This window comes from Alistipes sp. Marseille-P2263, assembly GCF_018101075.1.
Taxonomy (GTDB): Bacteria; Bacteroidota; Bacteroidia; order Bacteroidales; family Rikenellaceae; genus Alistipes; species Alistipes dispar.
The window spans coordinates 78,253-103,165 of sequence record NZ_JAGQEJ010000003.1; the positions used below are offsets into that span (position 1 = coordinate 78,253).

Annotated in this window: 20 protein-coding genes; all 20 read left to right on the forward strand. The window is 49.6% G+C overall.

Features of this window, described 5'->3' with window-relative positions:
• Nucleotide 1: 1 nt before the first annotated feature.
• The 20 genes from KB554_RS05005 to KB554_RS05095 all read left to right on the forward strand — a co-directional run bounded on the left by KB554_RS05005 (nucleotide 2) and on the right by KB554_RS05095 (nucleotide 24,900).
• Complete coding sequence (locus KB554_RS05005) at nucleotides 2-208, forward strand: hypothetical protein (RefSeq protein ID WP_004293549.1); 207 nt, start codon at nucleotides 2-4, stop codon at nucleotides 206-208.
• Nucleotides 201-800, forward strand: coding sequence for a DUF6549 family protein (locus tag KB554_RS05010; protein ID WP_004293548.1), 600 nt, complete (start codon nucleotides 201-203; stop codon nucleotides 798-800). Before KB554_RS05005 ends, KB554_RS05010 begins: the two co-directional genes overlap by 8 nt.
• Nucleotides 801-1,430: 630 nt before the next feature.
• On the forward strand, nucleotides 1,431-2,639 hold the full coding sequence (locus KB554_RS05015) for a site-specific integrase (RefSeq protein WP_004303986.1): 1,209 nt from the start codon (nucleotides 1,431-1,433) through the stop codon (nucleotides 2,637-2,639).
• A 743-nt stretch (nucleotides 2,640-3,382) separates the two neighbouring features.
• The gene (locus tag KB554_RS05020) at nucleotides 3,383-3,958 is read left to right on the forward strand and encodes a DUF3575 domain-containing protein (protein ID WP_004293545.1); all 576 of its coding nucleotides are present in this window, start codon (nucleotides 3,383-3,385) and stop codon (nucleotides 3,956-3,958) included.
• A gap of 13 nt (nucleotides 3,959-3,971) precedes the next feature.
• Complete coding sequence (locus KB554_RS05025; protein WP_004293544.1) at nucleotides 3,972-5,453, forward strand: DUF3868 domain-containing protein; 1,482 nt, start codon at nucleotides 3,972-3,974, stop codon at nucleotides 5,451-5,453.
• A 60-nt stretch (nucleotides 5,454-5,513) separates the two neighbouring features.
• On the forward strand, nucleotides 5,514-6,641 hold the full coding sequence (locus KB554_RS05030; protein ID WP_004293543.1) for a hypothetical protein: 1,128 nt from the start codon (nucleotides 5,514-5,516) through the stop codon (nucleotides 6,639-6,641).
• A gap of 67 nt (nucleotides 6,642-6,708) precedes the next feature.
• Nucleotides 6,709-7,614, forward strand: coding sequence for a FimB/Mfa2 family fimbrial subunit (locus tag KB554_RS05035; RefSeq protein WP_004293542.1), 906 nt, complete (start codon nucleotides 6,709-6,711; stop codon nucleotides 7,612-7,614).
• A gap of 17 nt (nucleotides 7,615-7,631) precedes the next feature.
• Nucleotides 7,632-9,185, forward strand: coding sequence for a fimbrial protein (locus KB554_RS05040; protein ID WP_004303989.1), 1,554 nt, complete (start codon nucleotides 7,632-7,634; stop codon nucleotides 9,183-9,185).
• 6 nt (nucleotides 9,186-9,191) lie between these two features.
• Nucleotides 9,192-11,474, forward strand: coding sequence for a fimbrial protein (locus KB554_RS05045; RefSeq protein WP_004303990.1), 2,283 nt, complete (start codon nucleotides 9,192-9,194; stop codon nucleotides 11,472-11,474).
• Between the two features lie 30 nt (nucleotides 11,475-11,504).
• Entirely contained in the window at nucleotides 11,505-14,693 is a 3,189-nt protein-coding gene (locus tag KB554_RS05050) for a hypothetical protein (protein WP_004293539.1), read from the forward strand.
• A 71-nt stretch (nucleotides 14,694-14,764) separates the two neighbouring features.
• Nucleotides 14,765-15,655 (forward strand): DUF5106 domain-containing protein, encoded by an 891-nt coding sequence (locus KB554_RS05055; RefSeq protein ID WP_004293538.1) that lies wholly within the window; start codon nucleotides 14,765-14,767, stop codon nucleotides 15,653-15,655.
• A gap of 370 nt (nucleotides 15,656-16,025) precedes the next feature.
• Nucleotides 16,026-16,160, forward strand: a complete 135-nt coding sequence (locus tag KB554_RS13380) for a hypothetical protein (protein WP_257006555.1) — start codon at nucleotides 16,026-16,028, stop codon at nucleotides 16,158-16,160.
• Between the two features lie 45 nt (nucleotides 16,161-16,205).
• Nucleotides 16,206-16,958, forward strand: a complete 753-nt coding sequence (locus KB554_RS05060; protein WP_004303991.1) for a hypothetical protein — start codon at nucleotides 16,206-16,208, stop codon at nucleotides 16,956-16,958.
• A 1,234-nt stretch (nucleotides 16,959-18,192) separates the two neighbouring features.
• The gene (locus KB554_RS05065) at nucleotides 18,193-18,741 is read left to right on the forward strand and encodes a UpxY family transcription antiterminator (RefSeq protein WP_211035110.1); all 549 of its coding nucleotides are present in this window, start codon (nucleotides 18,193-18,195) and stop codon (nucleotides 18,739-18,741) included.
• A gap of 272 nt (nucleotides 18,742-19,013) precedes the next feature.
• On the forward strand, nucleotides 19,014-19,409 hold the full coding sequence (locus KB554_RS05070; RefSeq protein ID WP_004293534.1) for a hypothetical protein: 396 nt from the start codon (nucleotides 19,014-19,016) through the stop codon (nucleotides 19,407-19,409).
• A 34-nt stretch (nucleotides 19,410-19,443) separates the two neighbouring features.
• Nucleotides 19,444-20,565 carry an MraY family glycosyltransferase gene (locus KB554_RS05075; protein WP_004293533.1) on the forward strand — a complete coding sequence of 374 codons (1,122 nt, stop codon included), beginning with the start codon at nucleotides 19,444-19,446 and terminating at the stop codon, nucleotides 20,563-20,565.
• Between the two features lie 13 nt (nucleotides 20,566-20,578).
• Nucleotides 20,579-21,370: a polysaccharide biosynthesis/export family protein gene (locus KB554_RS05080; protein ID WP_004293532.1), complete on the forward strand. Its 792-nt coding sequence runs from the start codon at nucleotides 20,579-20,581 to the stop codon at nucleotides 21,368-21,370.
• Nucleotides 21,371-21,384: 14 nt separating this feature from the next.
• Nucleotides 21,385-23,802 carry a polysaccharide biosynthesis tyrosine autokinase gene (locus tag KB554_RS05085; protein WP_004293531.1) on the forward strand — a complete coding sequence of 806 codons (2,418 nt, stop codon included), beginning with the start codon at nucleotides 21,385-21,387 and terminating at the stop codon, nucleotides 23,800-23,802.
• A gap of 79 nt (nucleotides 23,803-23,881) precedes the next feature.
• Nucleotides 23,882-24,115 carry a hypothetical protein gene (locus tag KB554_RS05090; RefSeq protein WP_004293530.1) on the forward strand — a complete coding sequence of 78 codons (234 nt, stop codon included), beginning with the start codon at nucleotides 23,882-23,884 and terminating at the stop codon, nucleotides 24,113-24,115.
• Between the two features lie 89 nt (nucleotides 24,116-24,204).
• Nucleotides 24,205-24,900 carry a CpsB/CapC family capsule biosynthesis tyrosine phosphatase gene (locus tag KB554_RS05095; protein WP_004293529.1) on the forward strand — a complete coding sequence of 232 codons (696 nt, stop codon included), beginning with the start codon at nucleotides 24,205-24,207 and terminating at the stop codon, nucleotides 24,898-24,900.
• The last annotated feature ends 13 nt before the right edge of the window (nucleotides 24,901-24,913 follow it).

A 24,913-nucleotide genomic window follows, 5' to 3' on the forward strand; every position in this document is an offset into this window, starting at 1 on the left:
TATGACAAAGAATACTTATGTGAAAATCATCGCTTCTCCGGAACTTTCCCGCATGAAGCTTGGCGGACTGGCCGGCCGGAGAGGGCTGGTCGTGGAGGACCTGTCCGGTGAAGACAGGAAAAACAAGGGCGGGCTGGTTCTGTTGGAAGAGGCCTACATGGATGAGTTTGTCTGGTTCATTCCCGAAAAATCCGTGACATATGAATAGGCTGGACAAAACACTTCTGATAACCGTGCTGCTGCTCGGCGGCATCCTCTGGTTGCAGCACCGGTGGACAATACGCCTCACGGAAGAACGCGACCGTTTCCGCATGAACAGCACAGCCCTGCTTTCCGATGTGAAGCGGATGCGGACCGATTCAGCGACGATGGCCCTCGATGCCAAGGCACTGCGGCTGACCATAGACGAGTATGAGGAGTTCCGTGCCGAGGATGCCGAAACCATCAGGCGGCTCGGCGTGAAAATCAGGAATCTCGAAGCGGCGGCCCGGCATGAGGTCGAGGTGAAAGCACCGATAGACGCCGCCGTCCGCGACACGCTCATTGTCCGTGATACCGTCCCGCTACTGCGGCAGAAAGTGGAGATGGTCACGCCGCATATACATTTTAGCGGACTGATTGAAGAGAACCGTCTCAAAGGTGACATAAAGATACCCGTGACGCTTAACCAGGCTGTATGGGTGGAATACAAGGGATGGTGGTTCTGGAAGAGGGTCAAAGCTATCCGTCAGACCATATCCAGCAACAACCCGTATGTGGAAATCAGGTATTCGGAATATATAAAGATAGACAAAAAATGATGGTGGACTGCAAGCGTTGGATAGGGTGTGTTGATTGAAGCGACATTTACTCCGGACCGGGATGTATCTCAAATGATGGTTTCAGATACATCCCGGTCCGGAATATTTTAGCCCGTTGCCTGATATGGCCATTTATAACGGGCACGAGTGGGCCTGGTCCAGAACAGTAGTTTGGAAAACCATCCAATCCACAGATTTGACATCCGCCAGACCCATTGTGCCGGTAAATCCTGCCATCTGTACAGCTATACGGTTGTTTCCGGCAGCCTGCGCCGAACAGGAAACATTGCAACAATTCTGCATTACCGATGACTTATCCGGCCATGTCCGGATATTAAATGAAGATTGGCGGGACCGGCTTTCCGTTTCATCAAGCGCACCATTTCTATATCTTTCCATTCCATAACAGGTAGAGGCATGCAGTGCGCGCACCTCTTCCGTTCCGTGCAATAATGACATTCTTTCATGTCTCCGCCATATCGAAGTAAAGAAATGTTAAGCAAGGTGGATTTTCTCTCATTTTACGATTGAGAAACATTATTATAGTAATATTTTTCCGGACTACATCCTTGCCAGACTGTTTGCCATATTCTTTAATGACAGAATATCAATCATTGAAAATTAAGTAATATGGCAACAGTAAAAGTTAAATTCCGGGCCTCTTCCGTCGAGATGAAGGAAGGCTCGCTCTACTATCAAGTGATTCACAACCGTCTGGTAAGACAATTGCATACCGGCTACAGGCTTTTTCCTTCGGAATGGGATGCCGGCATTTCCGAGGTCGTGGTGGCTTCCGGCACAGAAGAGGGACGCAGGAATTACCTGCTCTCCATGAAGACCGCCATAGCAGACGACCTGTCCCGGCTCCGGAGCGTCATCGCACGGCTCGAACGTTCCGACACGGGATATACCGCCGACAAGGTGGTGGAAGTGTTCTCCTCTCCGGCCGACTGTGGCGGTTTCCTTTCCTTTGCACGACAACTCATACAGGAACTGAAAAAGATAGGCAAAAGGCGCACGGCCGAAACATATACGACCGCCTTGAACAGTTTTTTGCGTTTCCGGGGCGAACGGGACCTGCTGTTCGAGGAAGTGGACTCCAACCTGATGGTGGAATACGAGACCTTTCTGAAAGGCATCAATGTCTGCCCGAACTCCTCCTCTTTTTACATGCGCAACCTGCGCGCCATCTATAACCGTGCGGTGGAAAGGGAACTGACCGTGCAGCGCTATCCCTTCAAACATGTCTATACGGGCGTGGACAAAACAGTGAAACGTGCCGTCCCGCTGAAAGTAATCCGCCGGATACGGGATCTGGACCTGACGCTCAGTCCTGTGCTGGATTATGCGAGAGATCTGTTCATGTTTTCATTCTACACCCGGGGAATGGCATTTGTGGATATGGCTTACCTGAAAAAGAAGGATTTGCAGAACGGAGTTCTGGTCTATCGCCGCCAGAAGACGGGACAGCAGCTTTTTATCAAGTGGGAGAAACCCATGCAGGAGATTGTCGGCAAGTACGATACGTCCGCGACTCCTTATCTGCTGCCGATCATCCGGGATATGGATACGGATGCCCGAAAGCAATACAAGAACGCCGCCCATCTTGTCAATGACAAACTGAAAAAAATAGGCCGGCAGTTAGGGCTTGCCATACCGCTGACAAGCTATGTCGCGCGCCACGCCTGGGCTTCCATCGCAAAGAGCAAGAACATTCCGATTTCCACCATCAGCGAAGCGATGGGACACGATTCGGAGAATACCACGCGTATCTACCTTGCCTCATTAGACACATCGGTCGTGGACAAGGCCAACAGCCTTATTCTAAAATCACTGTAATCGGGAGAAAGATTTGCATAATACCCGCACACCGTACGGACAGCAAAAAAGCCATTCGGAAAATGGCTATAGAAACTGAAAAGTTGTGCAATTTAAAACATCTCTTTTTAAGAGAAGTATTTTGCAAGTGCAAAGATACGCAAAAATCAAATAAGCGCTTCACGATTAACGAAATTTATTGTCCGTCAGAATGAAAAAACAGATGAGCCGTTAAGCGGGCATTTGCGATTTGTTTAGTAAAAATTACCGTTCAAAAAATAAACAGTAGAAAACCAGGTCTTTTCCTGAACGGTATTTTTCTTAAAAAGAGACAGACAGGAGACGGAATGATTTGACAGGAATCATGCAACCGAAAAAATGTTTTGCCAAACTTCAGAGAGCAACCATTGGAGTTTAAAAAACAAGTCGTTGAAATAGTGCGGGAAAATCCCGCCAAGGCGATAAACTGTTGAGTATTTGCCCGTTTCTCTCCGAAAGAGAAGTATTTGACGGTGCAAATATACGTATTTTATTGATTATAACGGCATAAACAGCTTGTTTTTTAAGTCTCAATCCGAGTTCTAAACCGGTTCTACTTCAATGAATGTTAAGCATTCCCAGTCGCTCGAACCGAACATAATCTGTTTTTCAGCCACTTATCATCAATGTTATACGCTACCACTTCTCTTTCGGAGAGAAGTATTGGTTTGGGAGTTGACGTGCCGGTTTTCCGGCCCGAATGAGATAACAAGAATAAGGAAAATATGAAAAAATTGATCTTCGGTGTTTTTCTTGCGGTTTGTTGGTGCACGGGCACTGTCAAAGCGCAGGATATCGCAGTAAAGACCAATCTATTGTATTGGTCAAGTACCACGCCCAACTTGAGTCTGGAATTTGGGCTGGGCAAACGCACGACCCTCGACCTCACGGGTGCCTACAACCCGTGGACGCTGAATAAGGACAAGAACAAGAAAATCAAACACTGGATGGTAATGCCGGAGTTCCGTTACTGGCTCTGCGAACGCTATAACGGCCATTTCTTCGGCCTGCACAGCGGTTACGCGTTCTACAACATCAGTGGCGTGAGAATCCCGTTCCAAAGCAAGTCCACGAAGGATCACCGTTATCAGGGCTGGGCTACGGGTCTCGGATTGTCGTATGGCTACTCATGGATTTTAGGCAAACGCTGGAACCTCGAAGCCACGATCGGTCTGGGTTACATCTACACGCAATACGATAAGTACGAGTGTGCCACTTGCGGCAAGTTCAAGGGCAACAAGGACAAGCATTATTTCGGCCCGACCAAGGCGGGCATCTCCCTGATATATATAATCAAATAACAAGAAAATGACTATGAGACGCATATACATCCTATTATTGCTGATATTGGCATGTTGTCCCATGATGTTGCATGCCGAGAACGAAACCAGTTACTTGCCTCTGATCGGGATTCGTCAGGGAGGGGTCGTCAAGCAGGGCCGCACGGTAGAGCTGACGATGTCCGTCGATTTGAGCAAGGCGAAAATCCGTACGCAGCACACCGTAGCACTGACACCCGTACTCATGTCGGCGGACAGTAGCCGCGAGGTGACCTTTCCCCCGATAGTCATCGATGGCAAGACCCGCCACAAGGTTTACTTGCGGGCGCAGCGGCTCGAAAGCGTGGAGCTTCCCCCTTTCCACAATGATTCCGCACAGGTAATCATACGCCACAGCAGCAAGGGGCAGCATTACGATTATGCGGCCACCGTGCCCTACGAGCGTTGGATGCTCGACGGGCGGATCAAAATCCGCGAAGAGGTACACGGCTGCGTGAACTGCGACAAGGGCAAGGCGGAGCAGTCCTTGTGGGCGGGCATACTTCCTGCCTATGTCCCCGATTACAAGCTCGACAGCATAGCCCCTGAACCTGAACCCGTGAAAGTGCGTGCCGAAACCCGCACCGCCCGGCTGCAGTTCCGGCAGGACAGTTATAATATATTGCCCGGATTCAAGAACAACCGTGCCGAACTGGACACCGTTTCCAACTCCATCGAGCTGGTAAAGAAAAATACCGACGTCAGGATTATCGGTATCTACATCACCGGTTACGCTTCTCCCGAAGGCAGCATGGCGCACAATATGGCCTTGTCCGAGAACCGCGCCAAGGCGCTGGCCGACTATATCCGCCGTTACGACGCTATCGCTCCCGAGATGCTCCACGTGGACTGGAAGGGTGAGGACTGGGAAGGTTTCGTCCGTGTGCTCGGCGACTTCCCGAACCTGCTGAAACGCGACGAGGTATATGAAATCATCGAACGTTACCCCGACGAACGGGATTTCTGCGAGCTGCAACTCCAGAAACTCGTGCCGCCGACCATTTACCACAGGCTGCTCACCGAGATATACCCCGCGTTGCGCCGCAACGAGTACCGCATCGAGTACAACGTGCGCAACTTTAACCTCGAAGAGGCTCGCCGCATGGTCGATGAGCGTCCCGACCTCCTGAGCCTGTCGGAAATGTACAAGGTGGCCGATTCCTACGGGAAAGGCACGCCCGGGTACGACAAGGTGATGGCCACCGCCTTACGCTATTTCCCCGCTTCGCCCTCCGCACTCAATGAGAATGCCGTGAACGCCATCTCCCGTGAGGAGTATGCCAAGGCGGTGGAGCTGCTCGAGAAATCGGAAGTCACCGCGCGGTCGGCAGAACTGCTCTCCACCCTCGGTGTGGCATACGCCGGGGCCGGACAATACGACAAGGCGGAGGATGTGTTCCGCCGTGCTTCGGAGGCAGGCTCCGCGACTGCCCGGCATAACCTCGAAGAGGTGCGGCAGGTCATCGACCAGTTGTAGACAAAATCCATAAGCGAGAAGTTATAAAAACCTTTTTACTAATTTTTAAATAACAAAAAGATGAAAGTCAAGAGTTTTTTATTGACAGCTTTAGCTGCTTCAATGACGTTTGTTGCATGTGACAACAAAGACGATGAAATGGGACAGTTGGACAACACCCCAAAGAGTGTAAGCATTGACCTGTCTAATGTGATTCCAGTAACCAGAGGCGCCGGTCAAGAGGTAGAAGACAACTCAAAGGTTTCTTTGACAGATTTACAGGTATTCTTTACAGACGGAACTACCCTGTATAAAGGAAAAACAATCGAAGGAACTGAGGCAACCCACTACTTCAGCAATAAAAGTAATTTTGACGACCGCGCAGATAAGGTATTCCATTTTTTACCTGCTGAGGTGAACAAGGTAATCGTTGTAGGTAACAACGGTAGTCAAATAAATGCATCTACTTATGTAGATTTGAAAAAAGACCTGATAATCGCCGAACAGCAAAATCCGACTGATCTAGACCTTTATAAAGAAGTCGAGTTGACTTCTGTGTCCGGTCAAGACGAGGCAGGACACCCGCTTTACAAAGCGAAGGTAGTGCTTGAACCGCGTGTATCCAGAATTGAAATCGGTAAATTTGAGTATACAGCTCCTACTCAAGGTCAGCGTAAGTACAAGAGTATTGAAGTTCAGCAGGTCATGTTGAACAACTATTTCGGGAAAGCAGACCGTCAGGGAGGAACAGCCAGTGACATACAGAACTCCGATATTAACCCCGGTTCTATATTCGGCCTTTTCGAGACAGCTGCTGATGCGTGGTATAACGATGAATTTACCTCAACAGAGAGTCCTGCAACCACCTTGCCTTTGGTTACATTGGATGAAAATACACAGTATAAGCATTCCTACGAGAAAGGCAATGTCCGTCCTGCATACCACTTCTTTCCTAAAGATAATAATATTGGAAATACTAACCATCCTCAAGTTCTTGTAAAATTGATTGGTACAACAAATGAAGGAACTAAGGTTCCTCTTTACTTGGCTACCAGTACATTCACTCCTGCTGTTACAGCAGATTTCGCCAAGATTTACGTCATGAACTTTGCATTTAGCGATGAGGATTTGGATAATCCTCAAAAATGTGTGGAGGTAACTGTTGACGTCATGAGCTGGGATGTAGTTCCTGTCACACCTGAATTTTAATTGATAACCCGATAGGCAGGGCGAAAGTTCCGCCCTGTCTATCCTTTAACACTTCAATCACATATATATGAAATTGACGAATATTGTTTTCTGCCTGACGTTGCTCGCCGGAGCCGCCACATCCTGCATCCGTGAGGATCTGGACGACTGTCTGAGCACGAACACGCTGTTGCTCAGCTACAAGGGCGACGGCACCACGGAAATATTCCCCGACAAGATCTGCCGGGTGGAGATGTTCGTATTCGATGCAGAAAATCGATGCGTCAATTCGAGTATCTTACCAGAGGAACAGGTCAAGGACCGCACGGCTACGCTTCCCCCGCTCGCTGCCGGAGACTACCGGATTGTCTGCCTGGGGAACACCCACCACACGAAGGTCGATGGCATCGCCACGGGCGATTTCGGCCGGATGCTCTTTGCCGCCGGGGATTATTTCGACGAGAAACAGGTTGCCGGCAACGATTCACTTTACTATGCTACGACCTCTTATACCGTACTGCCTTACAGCGGTGATGAAGAGGCAAACCAGACCAAAACCATAGAGTTCGCCAGCTCTCACTACGATCTGTCGGTGGAAGTGGCCGGAGTTCCCGCCCCGGGAACCCGCGCAGGCTCGCTGCCTGTGCTTGAGATATGCGGAGTCTCGCCCTGTACCGATTTTGAGAATCGGGCCTGTGGGGAGGCAACCGACTATTTGCTTGAAACCGAATACGAAGCCGGAAAAGCGTTGCTCACGGCCCGTACCAACATAATGCGTCACAAGAACCACGAGAACGTGAACATCCGCCTGAGCGCCGCCCCGAACGGGGAACCGCTGGCCGAAGTCAACCTCGCCAGGTTCCTTGCCGACAATCCTATTATAGACTGTTCCAAACATGAAGTGCTCATCCCGATACGCATCGAGTTCAAGTCGGGAGAAATCACGGTAAGCGTACCCGAATGGTACATCGAACAAGTGAAACCTGAGTTTTAGACCGAACCGAAAAGAATATGCTGAATACAAGAAAAATATTATACTGGGCAGTTACAGCAGTGTGCTGTGGCCTGTTGCCGTGCGGGTGCGTCAAGGAAGATGCCGCATCGCTCGGGGAACGGCACGATGTGGCAGTGCGGCTCAACGTAGGGACATGCGCTGTCGGCGAAACCGACGGCACACCGACCGGCGAAGAATCGGCCATTCACTCGCTTCGTGTCTATGCCTTTGTAAAAGGACAACTGGCGGGCCACGAGTTCCGGAGCGGAGACATGGAGACTCCGGCTACATTCTGGATGGATCTGACGATGACTTCCCTGACTACCGAAACGGTAGACTTCTACATCATCGCGAACGAGAAGGCCATGAGTACCCCAGGTGCCGAGAAAACCTTTACGGAAAATACTACGGAAGCGGAACTAAATGATTTCACGTTTACCACGCTGACACGAGATGTCCAAGCCTACGGACTTCCAATGTTCGGCAAGGAATCCAAAACAATCGACTTCTCGAAACTTTCTAACCGTCAGCCGATCGACCCCGGCCATTCGGGGCATACACCGCTGGAAGATGTCTTGACGTTCCAACTGAAGCGTCCCATAGGCAAGTTGGGCGTGTTCGCGGCCAAAGAAGCAGGTGAGGCAGGAGAGCTGTGTGTAACGGACCTGACCTTGCTGGAAGCCGGAACGCGTGCGTATAATTACCTGATGCCACAGACCGACGAAACGCTGAAACTGGCAGGCGCCACTGGTACCGGCGAGTTTTCACTCGTCCCCTCTTCAGCACCGGTAACGAAGACGCTGGCCACGAATATCACGCCCGAAGAGAGGCAGAACCCCGAAAACTACACGCCTGTACTGGGGGCTCCTTTTTATCCTTTCGAGAACCCTTGGGGCAGCGATTCGTGGAACACACCGGGTGATGAGCATGGAAACATCCTCAAAATCGGCTACACGTTCGACAGCGAGCCGCGCGAAGGTCTGGTCTATATGCCACGCATTGAAAGGAACAAGTATTATGCGGTATGCTGCCTGATGCACAACAGCGGCAAGATAACTGTCGCATACGATGTGGCCGACTGGGAGGACGGTGGAGATTATCAGTTGGAGTTCGATTACCCTTCCTATGAACTGCTGCAACCTTTCGGTGGAGGGACCGCCCCCTACGCGCAGCCGACGGTTTACTACAATGGCGGCGCATCATCGACAGCGGGAACCTACTCTTTTAGGTTCACCATCACAGGTCCTGTGAGACAGGAATGGCAGCCCACGCTGTTTGATGCCACAGCCGCAGACTATGAACTGACGGTATATCAAAACGTGGATGGTGTCAACACACTCGTGACACCGCCTTATGTGGCTTCCGATACAGCGTACGAAATCCGGGTAAGGGCACTGAAAGGCGAGAACGTGGACAAGCAGTTCTCGTTGGGCATCGCCTATACCCCGAAGTGGGATCCTTCGGGAAGCTCGCTCCTGCTGATCAACATGCAGAGCGGAGCCACGAACTGGACAGGAAGCGAGAGCACCGAGAAGATTGTAATCAAACAGGTTGACATACCTACAAACTAACAAGCGATGAGACGGATTATATACAATATGATGATTTGTTGTGCGGCGGCATGGCTTCTTGCCGCTTGCAGCAAAGATGACGATCTCCCCGGCGGGCAGACAGGAGGTAACGGCAACAGCATTATCCTCGACATCTCGTCGGGAGCGTTGCCGGTGAGTCGTGCTACCGTACCGGCCGAAGGGGCGGAGGTCGCAGTGAGCCATATCGACGTGCTGATTTTCAACGATACCGACGAGAAAACGAAGGTGTGGAGCGACCGGGTGAACGCGTCAGCCAATGAAACGGGACGGATTACACTGCCCGTAAAACGGTCGTCTTTTACGGAAAATGAGAGGTATTGGGTGTATCTGATCGCCAACAGCACCCACCCGGAAAAGGATTTTGAAAACCTCGCGAACCTGAACGCCTTGAAGGCGATGACGCAGGAGGACGAGAACATTCACCTGACAGGGAAAGACATTGAAGGTGTCCCGGGAACATTCCTCATGGACGGCATAGCCTATCCCGAAGGGAACGATGAACCGGCGGTTGCTGCTCCGGTCGTCCTCTACGACGGCTCGCAAGGGAATGACACGCGGCTGGCGGTCACGCTGCGCAGGGCAGCGGCAAAAGTCGTGGTGACCATCAACAAAGGCCAAGACGTGACTTTTGATTCCAAAGGCATAGGTTACTACCTGCGCAATATGCCCTATACCACATCGGTAGTGGCGGGTGCGGACGGTGCGGCAAAGCTGAGGAATACCGCCCAGACCTCCGGCGGCTATCTTGAGTGGACGGCGAACAAAATTACCGTAACGGCTTACATGTATGCCCATGCTTGGGACAATGGAAGTTCCATGGAGCAGGAAGTGCGCCTGGTGATGAACATTCCCCTGACTTACCAGAAGGATACCGACCCGCAACTGCGTCCCGATAACTACTACCAGATTCCTGTCTGTAACGGCAAGGCCCTGAACCGCAACACCTGCTACAGGGTAACGGCAACGGTCAATGCCCCCGGAGCGGAAAATCCCTCCACACCGGTGCAGTTGACGGATTTGAAATATACCGTGGAGAATTGGATAGACGAGACGGTAAATGTCGGAGGCGGGGACCGCCCGACTTTCCTTGTGCTCAACCGGTACGACCTGGAAATGCACAACAAGGAGGACGACCGCACCAGCCTGATCTTCACCTCCTCGTCGGAAGTGACGGCACAGATTACCCGGGTTTACTATATAGACAAGTTCGGAAGGGAACAGAACTTGGAGAAAAGATACCCCGATAATCCAAACGATAACGAATGGGGAGTGAGTACCGGATACAGATGGCGCAGCCATGGCAACATCCTCATTACTCCCGACAAGGGGCTCAACGGCAAGCTGGATGTACACAGCGACCTCCCCAGGAACAATACGATACGTTATATCGAAGTCCGGGTAACAAATGAGGACGGCAACGAACGTACCGTAACCATTGAGCAGTATCCGTTGGAATATATCACGAATATCCAGGGGTGGTACTCGTACCGCGATGATTTCAAGAATTCAGATCCTAACCCGACTACCTATGAATATGTAGGTGATAAAATTACCGGAATCGCCCTTGCCACCAGAAATATCTCCAGTTGGAACGGAGAATATAGATACCTAACGGGGACAGATGGTTTATTTGGAGGTCCTCCGGACGGATTCTTCGTTTCAAAAGTAGCAAAATTGAGGAATGATGGAAGCGGACAGTCTGATTTATATGAATACTATTACACATCAAACTCAAACAGACTTCGGGAATCCCGCTATAGCGAAATTAACGGCAGAATGTACACCATTGTATTGACAGGGACATCCAGTGAATATACTCTTGGCCGTCCACGTATGGTCCAGGATACATACCATCCGGAACTTATGGTTACGGATCCGGGACAGGACAATGCCCAATTGGTCTCGCCGTCATTCATGATAGGTTCCTGTGTAGGCGAATTCCAAGTTGGAGGAGGAAACCTGAAGCTGGACGGGAGTGACAACAGTGTCCGCGTTGCACGCGAGCACTGCGCGCATTATGTAGAAACGTATAAAGACCCGAAAACCGATAGGACGGTTACCTTGGATGACTGGCGCCTGCCCACAGAAGCCGAACTTAAAATCATTTTTAAATTCCAGGGCTCGAAAGACCAGGATGCAGACGCCATAGACTACCGCTTGAACGGACAGTACTATTACAGCGCAAGCGGAAGATTTTATAATGAGAAATACACCGTTAGCGGTACCGGAGTGGCCTGTGTACGCGATGCCTACGGTAAAAAGGAATAAACGTAGAAACCTGTCAAAAAGAAACGAAATATGATAAAGGAAATAATAGACAAGCTTGTCGCCCTGCTTGCGGTATCGGCCCTGCTCGCTTCGTGCAGCGAAAGCGAGTTGTGGCAGAATCCGCAGACCGAGGCACGCGACGGCTACATCATGCTGAATTTCAAGACGGAAATTCCTGCGATGCAGGAAGTCGTCACCCGTGCGGTAGACCCTGACGGTGGCGGAGTGCAAGATATGACACTTTTCTGCTTTGACAGTTACGGGCTTTTCATCTCTACCGTCAAGGCCGGTGTCACGGTGCAGAAGCCCGGCCCGGGGGAGATGGAGGGCACATTCAAGGCTGAGGTGCCCGAAAATACCCGGACCATCCATTTCCTGGCCAACCAGAATATGGATGAATTCAAGGAGGACAGTTTCCGCAACAAGTCGGAGTCCGAGGTCATGGCAGTGTTGGAGGGCTCGTCCGGACGCATGATCTATTGGGGCCGTTTCGCCTGCGATGCAGGAAACGACAGCAATATAGCCGAACAGATGGCCACCTCGGGCAATTCCGTCAAACTGATCCGCAACCACGCGAGAATCTCCGTCGACAACCCGGACAATAACGGGCATATCGTGATTACGGGCTTTGCGGTCTGCAACACCAACGCTTTCGGAACGGTGGCCCCGCACCACCCGAAGAAAGGCTTTGATTTCACGTGGCCTTCCAGCGACGACCCCTTCGTCACGCTTCCCGTGAACGATGCCAAGATGAGCGATATTACGGACGTGACATCCAGCATGAACCAGTATGTCTTCGAGTGCGAGAACAGTGCCGATGCCCCTGTCAGCGTAATTCTTCGGGGACATCTTCCGGATCAGGACGAAGAGAAATACTACCGTGTCCTGCTGGTTGACGACAAGGGCGAGCAGCTCCTCGTGCGCCGGAACCACCATTACAAGCTTCACATCGAGGGCGCGCTATCTTTCGGTCAGGCCTCCTTTGCCGAGGCGTTGGAAGCGGCAGCCACGAACAACGTATGGATTTCCATTTCCGATGAAGTGAACGAGGTGGAAGATACGGACTATATCCTGACAGTAGAGAAGACTTTTGTCGTACTGGACGAGAGCTTTACGGAAAACGGAGGCAGCTACACGCTCAATTATACCATTAAAGGAAAAAATGACAAAGCCATCACCGAAGCCGATGCCGCAACGGTCTCCTGGATAGACAACGGGGTGGCGACGCAGACATTCGAGACGAAATTCGAGGTCGTGAACGGTGTCGGACAGGGACATATCCAGATACACCTGCTTCGTTTGGAAAATAACGAGAAACTGGAAGGTACGCTGCTTGTCAAGAAGGGACGGCTGCAACGCAAAATCAAGGTCATCACGATCAGGAAGCAGTCTTTCGTGCCTGCATGGGTCGGGACGGAAATATACGGTAATTTAGGGAACGGTGCCAACAAGAACAACCGTGCCCATGTTACGGCCATGTTCACCATACCCGAAAGCTGTCCCAAGGAGCTGTTCCCGATGAATGTGTACCTTTCCGTTGGCGATCTGGATATCCGCAACGCTTCGGGCATGGAACTGCCCGTGGTGCGCGAGGCGGACAATGACTGGTACAGCAGCGGTGAAATCTCTTCCGTCTATCAAGGCAAAGAGCCGGATTACAAATTTGTCTACACGGCCGATGGTCCCGGCGTCCAGCGTGTCTATTTCGAGAACATATTGAATCAGGAAAACGGCTACGAGGGCACGCTCTATATCGAAGCCGAATATTTCGAAACGATGCGGCGCAAGTTCAAATACTCCACCAATCTCGTATCCATCACGGTGCAGGGACTGAACAAATACGATGCCGTAGGCTCGGGCGTACAAGATGAAGTGATATACTATCGTCTGGTTCCACAGAAAAAAGGAGCCAACGTGCAGTTTGACATGCTGCTGGCAGAGAGGTCCGACAATGATCAAGGGACAGGGAACGACAATCCTGCCAATGCGCAAGGCAAAGACGAATTCCTGCTCTACTCGCAATACCTGGATTATTACGAGGACGGTGAGGAACCCGATGCCGGAGTGACTGCATTCGATTGCAAATTCTATCCCGATGAATCGAACAATTGGTGGCAGACCAACAATCCCCAAGGTGGCCGTATGCTGATGTTCAAACCGAGAACTGAAGTTTTGAGCAGCCCGTCGCAAGGTACCGGAAGATATTCCATCTACATGAAGACCAACCGTGCCCGGAGCGCCGAGGTGATCCACATCGCCTCCAACGACAACCGGCTCGGACCGGTATTGCCGGAAGATGCAAACGAGGATAATCCCGGTATATATGGCGGCCGATCATACCGCAGTACGACTTTCGAGCTGGCCAACTACACCCCGTTCCGGTTCGGAGCCCGCGTGAAGTACGGCAACAACGACTGGCAGGGAGAGGCCGACGAGCCTGACCGCACGGTAGCATCCGGTGCCATACCGGCAGACATACCGGAAAAAGTCACCCCGTTGGAATGGACATATCAACCCGACCAGCGGGTGGATATCGGCATCGATGTGACGAGCTTTGCCGGTTTTGACAACAAGTCGGTGGATCCTTTCGGCCAAGCGTTCGAAATCTATATCGACGCGCCTATGCTGAAAATCGATGCCGGCCGTCTTGCGGAAAACAGACTGGACGGAACCAAACTGAAAGCGCATCCCACGATTCCCGGGCGTTTTGTCTATACCGTGGATGCCAAGCGGGAGACGGAACGGCGATATGGTACGGATGATATTGCTAACACGGACAATATTGCCTCCAGTCAGCGTGGGGAACGCAAGACCCTGCCGTTCCTTGTGAATAGCGTCGTAAGTGCCGGGGACATCGTGATTTCGTCCGATGAAAGCCGGGTAGTGTATTATTCCAAGACTTTCCGTGTGTCGAACCAATCGATTGCCGGGACGCTTCAATATAAAAATACCGCCGGCGTGGTGCAAAACATACCGAAGGATGCTTTCGTATCCTTCGAGCGTACCCGCAACGGAAGCCGTATCGGGTCGGTAAGCGTAACAGCCGACGGCCAGTACGAACTTCGGCTTCGCAAGGAATATGAGTTTAACTGGTACACGGACGAGGTGGAACTGCATTACACAGGTGACGGAGGCATGGTTTATCATGCGACATACCCGAGCCTGTCCAGCCTGTTTGCCAGTCCGCACATCGTACTTGAACCGTCTGCCGGCGAATGAGATTTTCCGAACCGGTATATGCAACGGCACCGGACGTTTCCACATCCGGCGCCTTTTTAACAACATAAGATATGAAGATGCTGAATCATACTTTTTTCGCCTGTCTTTTGGGCATGAGTCTCGTTTCCTGTTCACATGCCCAACAGCAGAAAACCAAGGAATTCCGTCTGCCCGACGTGCCTGTCACGCTGACGGCGCCTGAAGACAGGGCGGCGTACTTGTCCCTGCATTACTGGGACCACTTCGATTTTGCCGATACGTCGCTCATCTCCCGTCCTGAAATCACCGAGCAGGCCTTTGTCGATTTCCTCGGCATCCTGCCCTATACCGACCGGGCACAGGCTGCCATCGATACTCTTTTCCGCCGCGCCGCAACCGGACAGGAGATGCTGTATCACTTCATCGGGCTGAGTGACAAGTACCTCTACGAGCCCAATTCGCCCATGCATGACGAGGAACTGCATATCCTCGTATTGCGGGCACTGCTGGACAACCCCTGCCTGTCCGATACGGACAAGATACGTCCCCGCTACCTGTTGGAAATAGCCATGAAGAACCGTCCGGGAGACGTGGCGGCGGATTTCACCGTCACTTGCCGGGACGGCAGGCGCAGGCAGCTCTCCGGCATAAAGGCCGACTACGTGCTGGTTTACTTCAACGACCCCGATTGCGAGGACTGCCGCCGGGTGAAGGAATTGCTCACCCTGTCCCCGGTTGTGAACGACCTGTTGGAGTCCGGCCGTCTGAAACTCCTCTCCGTGTGTGTGGAGGGCAAGACCCCCGCGTGGGAAAAGGCGGAATTTCCCGCCGGTTGGATAGATGGTTATGATGCCGATCAGCGGCTTACCCGCGAACAGGTGTACGACCTCAAGGCGATGCCCACCCTTTACCTGCTCGATGCGGAAAAACGGGTGATACTCAAGGACGCTTCGTTCGAGCAGGTGGAAGAACGGTTGTCCTGAAAGATGCCTCATGAAAGCCTATGAAGACATCCGGAAAAGACAGTAAGGAGAGCAACCGTTTCAGGGGCATCAGGCCGGAGACGGAGGAGAAATACCGCCGAGCGATCGAGATGTACGCTTCCACGGAGCTTTCCGGCTGTGAGATATGCCGTATCTGCGAAGTGACAGAATCGGGTTTCCGGTGTTACCTGACCAAGTACCACCGTGAACTCGTGCTGGCCCGTTACGCTATACTGTGCAGCAAAGAAGAGGCCGGGCAGATTAAGTTGGGACAGCTCCGGGGACAGTTGCCCGCTACCCGTGTCAAATACAAGGATACCATCGAGGCGTGCGGGAGCATGGAGCATATCGGATTGCACGTAAATTCGGGTTGGAAGGCACGAATCTGGGCAGGCAGCCGTGTACGCACTACCCCGAGATAATCGAATGGCGCGAGAAGGTGCGCGATTGGCTGGGTATCGGTGACGGGCTGCCGCGCGGCACGCGCCGCTCCTGCAAGGAATAGTATGCTGAGGCCGTCAGGCTCTTGCAGGGTAACTCGTATGTCACGGTGCCGGAGGTTGCCGACTCCTGCGGGCTTTCCTATACCGGACTGGAACAGCACCTGTTGTTCTACCATAAGGATCTGGTGAAGCGGCGCATCAGGATACGCAAGAAGGCTCTCCGACGGCAGCGGAAAGGGGAAATCACCGGTCGGGGTACCGTGCACGCCCCCTCTCCGGAGTTGGTGGAGAAGTATGCCGAAGCGGTGCATCTGTATGCCACGACACCCATGTCGGCCGCACGGATAGCCGGGAAGACGGGAGTGTCGAAGAAGGGATTCTACGAGCACCTGCAAAGGTGGCATCTGGACCTGGTATGCAGGCGGAAGAATATCCCCTACGAGGAAGGGCGGCTAGTGGACTGGTCTAAAGTCCGGAAATACAACCCCGCGACAAAGGCCAAATATGCCGAAGCCATCCGCCGGCTGAAAGAAAGCGGGCTGCCGACGGCACAGGTCGCCGCCGAGTTCGGGCTGCAACCCGAAGCGTTCCGCAGCTACCTGAAGGAACACGAGCCGGAACTGTATGCCCGGAAGGGAATGGTCAGGACGGATACGGGCGGCGCGGTGTCCCGCCGCAGCATGGAGAAATACAGCGAGGCCATGCACCTGTACGGCACGACAACCGAAAGCGTGAAGTCGTTGGCCAGGCGGTTCGGGTTCAACGACTGCTCGTTCGGGCAGTTCATCAGAAGGAATTTCCCCGAACTGGTCGAAAAGCACAACGAAATCGTCCAGAAAAAAGGAAAACAAAATAAATAACCGGCTTTCGTATGCCGCTCCGTTGCGGAAGATAAGCTGTCATAGACAGTCTGACAAAATTCAATTAGGATACCTACTATCAAAATGATTTGCAGGATTATCCGATTCTGTCATTTTTCAATACACTCTCTCTAATAATCATCAAGGTTAGATGGACATTCATCGCATTTTTTTTCTGTCTTTTAATCCTAAGTGTTGCATAATATCGGATAACGATTTAGGTTCAACGCAGCTGACAATCTTATTCAATCGACTATCAACTTTTGGGGAACCCCCAAGCATCATGGACATTTTTTAATATCCGGTTGCGATAAATACAGATAAATACTACATCTTCTCTCAAAATACTGTTATTGGGGACCCAGCATTATACCTTGATTTATAAAAACAAGGAATCTATATACCAATTTACTGTCAACCAACTTTCTTCCAACTTCGCCATACTTTCTCTATAAACAGATAGAGTTAAGTTACTTACTATCTGTTGGGGAAAACAAAAATTTTTTCTCTGTTTATAGAGGAAATAAGCAATTAAATGCGGGTAAAAGAAAACTTGCTCCTTATCTACAGAACGTAGCCCATTTGAAACCCGTTTAGACTTACTTAGCATGAAGTGACAAAAATTTGGCATGAAAACAAGTATCCTCGTCATGCGCTGTAAAGTGGTACATAATATATAGTATGAAAACGTCTAATTATTGGGAAGTGTATGACCGATAAGTTCAGACTAACAATAATGAAGCAAAAAAGGTTTTGTTACAAATAAGTCTGAGTGTAAGTTATAGAGAGATTGTTCGACAAAAATTCCGTTCTCTCCATAAGAGAAGTATTTGGGATACAAAATTATACAATTCACTGAAAATAACAATATAAAAATGATATAATTTTCAACCGAGTGCCTCATTTCAAACAGATGTTATAGGTTTTACTCAACAGTTGTTAAGTGAATCGTCTTCCAAGCAAATAAAACAAATATTGTTTACTAGCTGATTACAACCAATTTTATATTCAAATACTTCTCTTATGGAGAGAAGTAGCAGAAGATGGAGCCGGAAACGGCTTCAGAGATTTTGTGCATGTGTGAGATAACGGAATCTTTTATGGTGTAAACATGAACAGATATACTGACATGGGAAGTTATTCTCCAGCTTTTGAAAAGAATGTTTGTAACTGCTTGATATGTAGTATAATTTACAATCTTGCAGGATTAGAAGAATTGTCCTAAATCCAAAATATGGCTACTTCGGAAGGTGAAAAACAGACATGCTGGTACGTGATGCGCGACCTTAAACGGGCCAATGCCAAGTTGCCCGCATACAAGCAACTGTTGAACGAGCATTTCGAGGTGTTCACTCCCATGAAAGAGCAGTTGAGTGTTCATGGCGGCAAACGGACTCGGGAAGAAGTTCCCTTTATCCAGGATTTGCTTTTTGTTCATGATACCCAGGAAGCTATTGATCCGTTTGTGGAAAAGTATCCCACGATACAGTATCGTTTCCAGAAGGGAGGTGGTTACAAAAATCCGATGACTGTCGCTGATGCGGACATGGAGCGGTTCATACATGCTGTAAGTGTGTCGAAAAATCCGAAATATGATCTTCCTGGCGAATTGACACCCTCTATGTGCGGACGGCACATCCGTATTGTAGGCGGTCCTTTGGACGGTTATGAAGGAAAATTGCTGACTGTACGCGGGTCGAAAACGAAACGTCTGTTAGTGGAGCTGCCCGAGTTCTTTTCCGTAGGGGTGGAAGTCAATCCCGAATATATCAGGCTATTATAAAATAATGATATGTAAGCCCGACTCTATTTTGGATGATATATGGTCCAAAGTTAAAGCGGTGTGCATTGATTATGACCTGCCGGACGAGCTGCGGATATTAAAGGTTATGCTCCGGAACAAGATGAGTACTGGTTTCTGTTATCTGTTTTGACAAATGCATCTGTACAGAACAGCCCGGCGCATGTTACAATGAGGATAAAACCTGCATTTCTGGCTTTGTAAAATTGAATATACGCTAATTCCCGACAACGGATGAAACATTTTTGAAAGTAATGAATGGTTACAATTCCGGAACTGAGCCTTGCTGGATGCCATTGATGGAACTCATCGAAACATGCCTGTTCGACATCATTCACACAGAAGATACAACCGGACGATTCATTCGTCTGTATGGAGCAGGTGACTATTGGCACGCATTCGAAGAATCCGCCTACCAATTGAGTCAGCTGTTCGTGACACACGATGTAACTGTACTCAGGCATAAAGTTTACCCATTTCCCGTTTTAATGGTCAGCATCTCGGATGACGAACTCCAGGCTTACGGCAAAAATCACATCTTCAGAAAGAAAGTATCAGGGTACAGGGAACTTGTTGGGATAGGAATCTCGATGAAGCGGTACAAGGAATGGCACAAAAAAGAGGTGATGAAATTCTCTTCTCTTCCATGACTTTGCACAAGTAAAGAACAAATTCTGACATAATATGATTTTTTGGATAGTTAATTGCAGTATTGCATTCCTGATCTGTGTGTTCTGTGCGGGTATCATCATTCCCCAGATTTTGTTGATCGCTTTCCGCAAGCGGTTATTCGACCTTCCCGACGAACGGAAGATTCATCATTGTGCCGTGCCCCGGTTGGGCGGCATCGCATTCAAGCCGGTAGTGTTTTTCACCGTAGCCTTGTTGCTGGGGATCAATATGGTTATGGGGCATTCGGAGATGTTGTCCGAAATCGAGAACGATGTTCGGCCCTTGGCTTTCGCCTTCTGCTCCATCATGGTTCTGTATCTGGTTGGCATGGCCGATGACTTGATCGGCATCCGTTATCGAGCCAAGTTCGTTATCCAGATTCTGTGCGGCATGATGCTTATCGCCGGTGGTATATATATCGATAACCTGTACGGCATTCTAGGCATTCATTCGGTTCCATTATGGCTGGGGTATCCTCTGACCATTCTGTTCGTGGTCTTCATCATCAATGCCATCAACCTGATCGATGGCATTGACGGACTGGCTTCCGGGCTATGCAGTATTGCCTGTTTGCTTTATGGGTTGACTTTTCTTATGTTTCACCAGTATATATATGCCATGCTGGCGTTCGCCACATTAGGGGTGTTAGTGCCGTTCTTTTATTACAATGTTTTCGGGAATGCCGAGCACGGAAAAAAGATTTTCATGGGTGACACAGGCAGCCTGACCGTTGGCATGATGCTCTGTCTTCTCAGTCTCAAGTTGACTATGTGTGGGACAGATGATAATACGGTACATATAAATCCGATGGTGCTGGCATTCTCCCCGCTGCTGATTCCTTGCTGTGATGTGGTCCGGGTTTATCTGCATCGGGTACGCAACGGAAAGAACCCGTTCTTGCCGGATAAGAACCATATCCACCATAAACTACTTGCTGTCGGAATGCAGCAGCGAAGTGTCATGATTATCGTCATATCCGTATCGACCGTATTCATACTGTTTAATATTCTTCTCTCCCTTTATCTGAATGTAAACTGGATCGTACTAGTCGATATCCTGATATGGACTTTCACCAATATCCGACTGACGAAACGTATCGGACAGCTTCAGTCGAGACAGGCAACCAACAAATAAAAATCAATGAAATATGAAAATCAGATACATTTTACTCTTATTGACCGTGGCTTCCCTGCTAGGATCATGTGCCGCGCCGAAAGTCGCTTATTTTACGGACCTGAAACCGGGTATGGCAGAGCAGGTTCTTAATCCATTGGAAATCAGGGTACGTCCCGAAGACAAGATTTCCATATTGGTCAACAGCAAAGACCCTTTGTTGATGGACCTTTTCAACCTTCCGATTATATCCCGACAAATCGGTATAAGATCAGAAGCATCCAACAATCAAGGAATGTCAGGATACACGATAAACAAGGATGGAAATATCGATTTTCCCGTGCTGGGGCATATCCATGTGGCGGGAATGACACGCGAGGAGATTGCCTTGTGCATAAAAGAAGAGTTGATCTCGAAAAACCTCGTAAAAGATCCGGTAGTAACAGTGGAATTCATGAACCTGACCGTTTCCGTGTTGGGTGAGGTCGCCAACCCCGGACGTTTCAATATCGACAAGGACAGGCTGACGCTCCTGGACGCTTTAAGCATGGCCGGGGACCTTACCGTCTACGGGAAACGGGAGAACGTGCTGGTACAGCGGGAGGAAAACGGCAAAAAGACCCTGTACCGGGTCAATCTGAATTCGGGATATGACCTTTATGCTTCTCCCGTGTACTACCTGCAACAGAACGATATTGTTTATGTCGAACCTAACTCGGTCAGGGCAAGACAATCGACAGTCAATGGGAACAACGTGCGGTCTACCTCTTTTTGGTTATCGTTGGCCTCGCTGCTGACCACCATTACCGTGTTGATCGTGAAATAAATATAGAATCTGATATGGCCGTAAATCAAAAGAATACAAAACCGGGACAGCCGGATGATTTCCTGCGGATACAGGATCTGTTGTACCTGTGCCTCGCGAGGTGGAAGTGGTTCGTCCTGTCTTTGGCGATAACGACAGGTGTTGCTGCTGTCTATCTGCTGTGTACCCCTGCCGTATATACACGCACTGCTTCGGTGTTGATCAAGGAGGATTCCAAAGGCAAGTCGGTTTCCCCGGATCTGGAATCCTTTTCGGAGTTTGGGTTGTTCCAGTCCAGCACCAATGTAAATAACGAACTCATCACCTTTCAGTCGCCGGCTTTAATGACCGAGGTAGTTAAACGATTTCGTTTGGATATGAATTACTTCGTTCCGGGGAAATTCCACCGTCAGGTGGCCTATGGACTGACATTACCAGTGGATGTAACGATAAGTGACTTTCCTGAAAACGAATCGGCTGGGTTTACATTGGAAGTACAGCCAGACAGCACATTACTCTTATCCGACTTTACACGTAACGGGACGGAGCTCGACGGAAAGGATATAAAGGGCCGCTTGCTCGACTCCATCACTACGCCATTAGGGAAAATCATTATCCATGCAACCCCCAATTATGTGAAAGGCGAGACATACACATTGTATGTAGGTAAATCCAGTTTGTATGATGCTGTAAACTCCTGCTCGTCCAATCTGTCCGTTTCATTGAATAATGAGAAAGCGTCAGTTATCGACCTGTCATTCAGGGATAATTCTGTACAACGGGCGGAGGATGTATTGAGCATGTTGATTTCCGTTTATAATGAGAACTGGGTGAAGGACAAGAACCAGATCGCTATCAGCACCTCGATGTTCATCAACGAGCGTTTGGGCGTAATCGAACAGGAACTGGGCAACGTGGACGAGGACATTTCATCCTACAAGTCCGAACATCTGTTACCCGACGTGCAGGCGGCTTCGAGCATGTATATGGCGCAGAGCAGCCAGACGAATGCGCAGATTCTGGCTTTGAACAACCAGCTCTACATGACCCGCTACATCCGGAACTATTTGTCCAATGACGCCAACCGTACCCAACTGCTTCCGGCCAATTCCGGCATTGAAAGCGCCAATATTGAATCGCAGATTGCCGAATACAACAAACAACTGTTGCAGCGCAACAGCCTGGTTGCGAACAGTAGTACGGAAAATCCGCTGGTCGTTGATATGGATCAGGCCCTGGCATCCATGCGTGGGGCGATAATCAGGTCTATCGACAATCAGATAGTAACCTTGAATTCGCAGATAAAAAGTTTGCGGCAGACGGAGCAACAGACAACATCACGTATAGCAGCTAACCCTACACAAGCCAAATACCTGCTCTCGGTGGAACGCCAGCAGAAGGTAAAGGAGGCTCTTTATTTGTTCTTACTGCAAAAGCGTGAGGAGAACGAACTCTCACAGGCATTTACGGCCTACAATACCCGTATTGTTGCCCCGCCCCACGGTAGCATGTTGCCGATGTCACCCGTGCGCAAAAACATCTTAATGGTCGCGTGTGCTTTGGGACTGCTTATTCCGGTAGTCATTATCTTTATATGTGAGAACATGAATACCCGTGTACGGGGAAGAAAAGATCTGGAAAGCGTAACCGTACCGTTCATCGGTGAAATTCCGCTGTTCACAAGAAAGAAGAAAGGAATATTCAGAAAGAAACCACAGGAAGTCAGGGCCATTGTTGTCAAGGAGGGCAGCCGTGACATCATCAACGAGGCATTCCGTGTATTGCGTACCAACTTGGAGTTCATGACTGGCAAGGATAAGGCATCGAATGTCATCATCGTGACCTCGTTCAATCCGGGCAGCGGCAAGTCGTTCCTGACCATGAATATCGCCGTGAGCTTTGCCATTAAAGGGAAGAAAGTGTTGGTAATCGACGGTGACCTGCGTCACGGCTCTGCGTCATCCTATATCGACTCTCCTACCAAGGGGTTGAGCGACTATCTTGGCGGCAGGATTGACAATCTCAATGAAATAATTGTCACCAATCCGAAACAGAAATATCTGGACATCCTTCCTGTCGGCACCATACCTCCCAACCCCACCGAACTGTTGTTCGACGACCGGCTGAAACAGGTAATAGATACCGTAAGGGAACAATACGAATATGTGCTGATTGACTGTCCGCCCATCGAACTGGTGGCCGACACGCAGATAATCGAGAAGCTGGCTGACCGTACTATTTTCGTGGTTCGTGCAGGATTGCTTGAACTGAGTATGCTTGCTGAACTGGAGAAAATCTACGGGGAGAAAAAATACAAGAACATGTCCCTGATCCTGAATGGAACCGAGGGAAGCGGTGGTCGCTACGGATACCGTTATGGCTATCGGTATGGTTATCACTATGGTTACGGTTCGGAATATCACTATGGTTCCGATGAAAAATATATAGAGTAAATCGTTGATTATCAAGCAATTAAATACGGAGTAAGAATGTAAATTTGATTTCCCTATTGTTTCACTAAAAATCACAACTATGGCACAGAACGATTTTACAGAAGACAAAGCGACCTTATTCGGTGCGGGTATGGTTACTGTAGGTGTATTTGGTAAAACAGCATTGATTACCAAAGGAGTCGGAGTGGTTGCCGCAACAAAAGCCGGAGTATTGGCTGGTGGATTTATCTGTCCTCCTGCGGCTATCTGTATCGGTTTAGCTTGTGTTGGGGCCGGGTTGATAAATCATTTCGGCAAGCGAAACTGGTGGTGAAGTTTATCACCGGGACAATCAATTCATTCCCGGATTCCGCATATATGTCATGTGGAATCGGGAATGATTAAAAAGTTTTATGTCATTATATGTGGTTTTTTAAAAAAAGGGAAAAACAAAATATAATAAAGCTAATCGGTTTTACAGACTATCATTCGCATATTCTTCCGGGCGTGGATGACGGTGTACAAACGATGGACGAATCTTTGGAAATTCTACGTTTGTATGAGGAGCAAGGGATCAAATCCGTATGGCTCACACCGCACATCATGGAAGACATTCCCAATACGACTGCCCATCTTCGCGACCGTTTTGCAGAATTGCAGGCTGCTTACACAGGTGGCGTACAACTGCACCTTGCAGCGGAAAACATGCTTGACAATCTCTTTGAGGAACGGCTGGGAAAGAATGACCTGCTACCTTTAGGCGAGAATGGCGACCACCTGCTGGTGGAAACCTCTTATTTCAGTCCTCCGATGGGCTTGAAAAATATCCTGCTTCGCATCAAATCTAAAGGATACCACCCTGTTCTCGCCCATCCGGAGCGTTATGCTTATATGGATGAATCGGATTACCGACAGCTAAAAGACATGGGTGTGAAATTCCAGATTAATCTTCCATCAATAGCGGGTATGTATGGCAACCGGATTAAGAAAAAGGCCATGTTTCTTATGAGAGAACAGGCTATTGCTTATATAGGGACAGATATTCACAGTTACAGTATATTTCAAAAGTTCATTTGTACAAGCGTTACAAGAAACGTACAAAAACTGCTTGATTTATAGTCAAGATTATTGC